The organism is Mycobacterium sp. NAZ190054 (assembly GCF_001545925.1).
In the GTDB taxonomy this organism is placed as follows: Bacteria; Actinomycetota; Actinomycetes; order Mycobacteriales; family Mycobacteriaceae; genus Mycobacterium.
The window spans coordinates 1-5,451 of sequence record NZ_LMVQ01000252.1; the positions used below are offsets into that span (position 1 = coordinate 1).

Annotated in this window: 6 protein-coding genes and 1 pseudogene; 4 read left to right on the forward strand and 3 right to left on the reverse strand. The window is 67.9% G+C overall.

What is annotated here, in order from left to right:
* Both ASJ79_RS17680 and ASJ79_RS17685 read left to right on the forward strand, forming a co-directional pair.
* The coding region (locus tag ASJ79_RS17680) for a (2Fe-2S)-binding protein (protein ID WP_067957755.1) at positions 1 to 635 on the forward strand (635 nt) is incomplete at its 5' end.
* A 90-nt stretch (positions 636 to 725) separates the two neighbouring features.
* Positions 726 to 1,475 (forward strand): response regulator transcription factor, encoded by a 750-nt coding sequence (locus ASJ79_RS17685; protein ID WP_082753902.1) that lies wholly within the window; start codon positions 726 to 728, stop codon positions 1,473 to 1,475.
* 10 nt (positions 1,476 to 1,485) lie between these two features.
* On the opposite strand, the gene ASJ79_RS17690 is transcribed toward ASJ79_RS17685, so the two are convergent.
* Entirely contained in the window at positions 1,486 to 2,196 is a 711-nt protein-coding gene (locus tag ASJ79_RS17690) for an MIP/aquaporin family protein (RefSeq protein ID WP_067957760.1), read from the reverse strand.
* A gap of 211 nt (positions 2,197 to 2,407) precedes the next feature.
* On the opposite strand from ASJ79_RS17690, the gene ASJ79_RS17695 reads away from it, so the two are divergent.
* On the forward strand, positions 2,408 to 2,806 hold the full coding sequence (locus tag ASJ79_RS17695) for a heme-binding protein (protein WP_067957763.1): 399 nt from the start codon (positions 2,408 to 2,410) through the stop codon (positions 2,804 to 2,806).
* Between the two features lie 80 nt (positions 2,807 to 2,886).
* Here ASJ79_RS17695 and adh read toward each other — a convergent pair whose 3' ends face one another.
* Positions 2,887 to 4,410, reverse strand: a complete 1,524-nt coding sequence (gene adh, locus ASJ79_RS17700) for an aldehyde dehydrogenase (RefSeq protein ID WP_067957766.1) — start codon at positions 4,408 to 4,410, stop codon at positions 2,887 to 2,889.
* A 59-nt stretch (positions 4,411 to 4,469) separates the two neighbouring features.
* Between adh and ASJ79_RS17705 the strand changes: the two genes are divergently transcribed.
* On the forward strand, positions 4,470 to 5,090 hold the full coding sequence (locus tag ASJ79_RS17705) for a TetR/AcrR family transcriptional regulator (protein ID WP_067957769.1): 621 nt from the start codon (positions 4,470 to 4,472) through the stop codon (positions 5,088 to 5,090).
* Here ASJ79_RS17705 and ASJ79_RS33255 read toward each other — a convergent pair.
* A pseudogene (locus ASJ79_RS33255) lies at positions 5,056 to 5,451 on the reverse strand (alpha/beta hydrolase); the annotation flags it as partial. The gene ASJ79_RS17705 and the pseudogene ASJ79_RS33255 sit on opposite strands and share 35 nt — an antisense overlap.

A 5,451-nucleotide genomic window follows, 5' to 3' on the forward strand; every position in this document is an offset into this window, starting at 1 on the left:
GGCGGCCGGTATACATCCTCGGCGCGGTGCTGGCGGCCACCTGGGGGTTCTTCGCGTTCCCGATGATGAACACCGGCGACTACCTGATGATCATGGGCGCGGCGGTGCCCCCGCGCGCCGCGGCGTCCTCGCTGCAGCTGTCGGTGGCCTCCCGGCTGCTGTCCCCGGTCGTCGGCTCTTTCGCCTCCGACGCCGGTGTCCCGCTGCTGACCGACGACGTGCTGTCGTGGCGGCTCGACGGCCACGCGGTGCAGTTCGCGGCGGGCACCGTCGGGTGGCACGACACCCGGAACCCTGCTGTCGCCGCCGAACTCATCGACCGGACCGTCGTGGCGTCGGCGCTGGCGCCGATCGTCGACCGGCTGGCTCCGGTGATGGCATTGTCCCCGAAGGTGATGTGGGGCAACGTGATCTCCGCCGCCAACGGTGCCGTCACGGTCGCGGGGATGACCGATGCCGGGGCGGTGCCTGCGGGACGGGCACTGATCCGGTCGATGACCCGGCTACCGCGGCTGCACGGCACCGCCACGACGACCGGGACGACGTTCCGCCGGCACAGCTGCTGCCTGTTCTATCTGACCCCGCGCGGCGGGCTCTGCGGGGACTGCGTGTTGCACCGGACAGGCTCACACTGAAGCGACCGGAGTGGAACTCGTCTCATTGCAACGTCGATGCAACGCGAGGCTGGCTAGCATTCGGCCGCCGACCGACCGACGGAGTCACAGATGAGCTTGTCCCCTACGGGATATGCGGCGCAACCGGAACTCGATCGCCATCAGCGAGCCCGCGCCAACACCAAGATCGCCTCTGCCAGAGGCGGTCTGACCGGCGTGCGACGCCGGCGCACCGCGGTCGTGATGAACGACGAACTGCTGCGCCACGGCCTGGTCCACATGATGACACGTACCGACGCGGTGCAGCTGGTCGCCGAGATGCCGCCCGGGCCGGAGGCGGTGGCACGGCTGCGCAGCCTGCGCCCGGAACTGCTGGTGCTCGGCGCCGGTGACGGGACGCGGTTGCCGGCACTGCTCGCCGGGCTCGCGCCGCGCCCGAACGTCGTCGTGGTCATCGACAGCCATGACCCGCGCACCGACCCGGTCGCGCTGATCCGCGGCGGCGCCGACGGCCTGATCGACCGCCGCTCGCCGTCGGGGGAACTGTTGGTCACGCTGTTGCGTGTGGCCGGTGGGCACACCGCGCTGGACTCGGCGAGCACCGACGCCGTCGTCGCCCGGCTGCGTGCCGCCGACAGCCCGGCCGAGGATGCGAACCTGCCGGCACTCACGCGGCGCGAGCAGGAGGTGCTGCGGCTGGTCACCGACGGGCAGGACAACCGCATGATCGGCCGCAGCCTCTTCATCAGCGAGGCGACGGTGAAGTTCCACCTGCACAACATCATGGCCAAGTTCGGCGTGCACAAGCGCGCCGCTCTGGTCGCTGCCGCGCTGCGCGGCGGCTGGGCCGGCAACCCCTGATCCCGCCCGGTCAGGCCAGCGCACCGGTGAGCACCGCGGCCAGTGCCGCGCCGGCGAGCGGGCCGACCACGGGCACCCACGAGTAGGACCACAGCACGTCGCCCTTACCCTTGATCGGCAACAGCGCGTAGGCGATTCGCGGACCGAGATCACGGGCCGGGTTGATGGCGTAGCCCGTGGGGCCGCCGAGACCGAAACCGATGGCGATGATCACGAACGTCACCCCGGCGTATCCGAGCGTGTTGTTCACCTCGGGTGTGGTCAGCACCCACAGGATCAGCACGAAGGTCGCGATCACCTCGGTGGCGAGATTCCAGGGTGTGCCCTTGACCGCAGGCGCGGTGCAGAAGATCGCCCTGGTGTCGGAATTGTCGCCGTTGTCGTCGAATTGCAGTTTGAACGCCGCCCAGGCCAGGGCGGCGCCGAGGACGCCGCCGAGCATCTGCCCGGCCCAGTAGTACGGCACGCTCCCCCACGGCACACCCCCGCTGATGGCGACGGCGAGCGTGACGGCCGGATTGATGTGTGCGCCAGACGGACTGGCGATGCTGGCGGCGGTGAACACCGCGAAGCCCCAGCCCAGCACGATGACCAACCAGTTGCCGCCCCCGCCGTGCGAGAACGAGTTCTTCAGCACCACGGCCGCCACCGATCCGCTGCCGATGAGGGTGAGAACCGCTGTCCCCAGGAACTCCCAGATGAAAAAGTCGGTGTACGACACTCGCCCATCCCTCCTGAATTTGTGGACTTCTGCCCAGTTTTCGCGATGGAGCGATGAAAATGCTTGCGCGCAGCCATCTCCCAACCAGTAACCGTCCTCAGCACTGGGCTTTCGGATAGGTTGTCGGCGTTATCGCCCAAGGCATACCATGGGCGGGATCGGCTGCAGGTCACCTAATGCCTTGCAGCAAAACCTCTTCGAAAGGTCACCGATGACTTCTCTGCCGCTGACCAAAGCTCAGGCCATCGTCGACGCGGCGATCGCCAAGGCGCACGAGATCGGCCAACCGATGAACATCGCGGTGGTCGACGACGGCGGGCACCTGATCGCCTTCGCACGGATGGACGGCGCCATCAAGGCCAGCATCGACATCGCCACCCGCAAGGCGCGGACCTCGATCATGATGAACGCGCCCACCGCCGCGCTGACCGACCTGGTGCAGCCGGGCGCCGAACTCTACGGGCTCGAACAACTTTCCGGTGGCCTGGTGATCTTCGGCGGCGGCATCCCGTTGGAGGTCGACGGCACCATCGTGGGCGCGATCGGTGTCAGCGCCGGGAGCGTGGCCCAGGATGTCGCCGTCGCCGAGGCCGGCGTCGCCGCTCTCTAGCTTCGGACACAGCTTTTCAGACACGAACTCGCACGGACCCAGCAGGTCCGTGCGAGTTCGTGTCGTTTCCGGCTAGCGGATCAGAAGAATCCCTGGGCCTTGTCGCTGTAGCTCACCAGCAGATTCTTGGTCTGCTGGTAGTGGTCGAGCATCATCTTGTGGTTCTCCCGGCCGATACCGGACTGCTTGTAGCCACCGAACGCGGCATGCGCCGGGTACTGGTGGTAGCAGTTCGTCCACACCCGGCCGGCCTTGATGTCGCGACCGGCGCGGTAGGCGGTGTTGCCGTCGCGGCTCCACACGCCGGCGCCCAGACCGTAGAGGGTGTCGTTGGCGATGGAGATCGCGTCGTCATAGTCGGTGAACGACGTGACCGCGACGACCGGGCCGAAGATCTCCTCCTGGAAGATCCGCATCTTGTTGTTGCCGGTGAAGATCGTCGGGGCGACGAAGTACCCGCCGTTCAGGTCGCCGCCCAGCTCGGCGCGCTCACCTCCGGTGATGACCTTGGCGCCCTCGGTCTTGCCGATCTCGATGTAGGACAGGATCTTCTCCAGCTGGTCGTTGGAGGCCTGCGCGCCGATCATCGTCTCGGTGTCGAGCGGATCGCCCTGGCGGACCGCCTTGGTGCGGATCGCGGCCAGCGCGAGGAACTCGTCGTAGATGTCGGCCTGGATCAGCGAGCGCGACGGGCAGGTGCACACCTCGCCCTGGTTGAGGGCGAACATCGTGAAGCCCTCGAGCGCCTTGTCCTGGTAGTTGTCGGCGGCGTTCATCACGTCGTTGAAGAAGATGTTCGGGCTCTTCCCGCCGAGCTCCAGGGTGACCGGGATCAGGTTCTGCGACGCGTACTGCATGATCAGCCGGCCGGTGGTGGTCTCGCCGGTGAACGCGATCTTGGCGATCCGGTTGCTCGACGCGAGCGGCTTGCCCGCCTCGACGCCGAACCCGTTGACCACGTTGACCACCCCGGCGGGCAGCAGATCCCCGATGAGTTCCATCAGGTAGAGGATCGAGGCCGGGGTCTGCTCGGCGGGCTTGAGCACCACCGCGTTGCCCGCGGCCAGTGCCGGGGCCAGCTTCCAGACCGCCATCAGGATCGGGAAGTTCCACGGGATGATCTGGCCGACCACACCGAGGGGCTCGTGGAAGTGGTAGGCCACGGTGTCGTCATCGATCTCCGACAGGGAACCCTCCTGCGCGCGGATCGCCCCGGCGAAGTACCGGAAGTGGTCCACGGCCAGCGGGATGTCGGCGTTGAGCGTCTCGCGGATCGGCTTGCCGTTGTCCCAGGACTCGGCCAGCGCGATCGACTCGAGGTTCTCCTCGATGCGGTCGGCGATCTTGTTCAGGATCACCGAGCGCTCGGCGACCGAGGTCTTGCCCCAGGCCGGCGCGGCCGCGTGCGCGGCGTCAAGGGCCTTCTCGATGTCCGACTCGTCGGAGCGGGCCACCTCGGTGAATGTCTGCCCGGTGATGGGCGTCGGGTTCTCGAAGTAGCGTCCGGCATTCGGCGCCACCCACTGGCCGCCGATGAAGTTGTCGTAGCGGGGCTTGAACGACATCAGGGAGCCGTCAGCCCCGGGGCGGGCGTACACAGTCATGGTGAGTCTCCTGCTCGTGTGGTCTGCGTCACCGAAACTACGCCTGTAACCGTTGCACCATGGTTGCATCGTGGGCCAGACTTCAAACCATCAACGAACCTCGTCGCACACCCCGCCAGCAGCGCTCCCGCGAGACGGTGAACACGCTGGTGGAGGCCGCTGCGCAGGTCTTCTCGCGGGAGGGCGTCACCGCGACCACCAACCGGATCGCCGAACGCGCAGGCCTGTCGATCGGCACTCTCTACCAGTACTTCCCGGACAAGTTCGCGCTGTTGCAGGTCCTCGCCGAGCGTCACGTCAGGGATGCGGACCGGCAGCTGACCGACGTGTTCGCACGGCTACGCGCCGACGCTCCCCCGTTCGACGAGGCGATGCGCACGGTGCTGGACGCGGTGGTCGGTCTCCACGGCGACAGGCCGCGAATGCACGCGCTGCTGCACCGGATGACGCGGCCGACCGTCGAGCAACTGGACGCGTTGACAGATTTCGAGGACCGCATCTGTGCCGAGCTGGCGTTCCACCTGAAGCGCTGCGACCGCGGCGGTGACGACGCCGAGGCCACGGCGCGGACGGTGGTGCACGCGATCGACGCGCAGTTGCACCGCGCGATGACGCGCGACGGGTTCGACATCGAGGCGCTGTTGGTCACGGTGTGCCGGCTTGCTCCACCACGCGGGTGAACGCGTCGCGCAATTGCCCGAGACCGGGCTCCTCGATCGGGTAATGACCGCAGTTCTCCAGCATCACCAGTTCCGTCGGTCCCGAGATGCGCTGCAGGAAACGGATACTCAGGTCCGGCGGCGTCCACGTGTCGGCCGCGGGGGCCACCAGTGTGACGGGCGCGGCGTCGAAGGCCTCCGGCGTGCAGTGGCGGTAGTTCATGAAGCCGGCCAGGAAACCGAGCGGGACGCTGACCCCGCCGCCGCGCGGATCGGACGCGCACAGGCGCGACAGCCGCGGGTCGGTGCTCATGGCGCCCATGTCGGCCATCCAGCGGATCGGCACCCGGACCCGGCCGAGCGCCGGATCGATCGCGCGCAG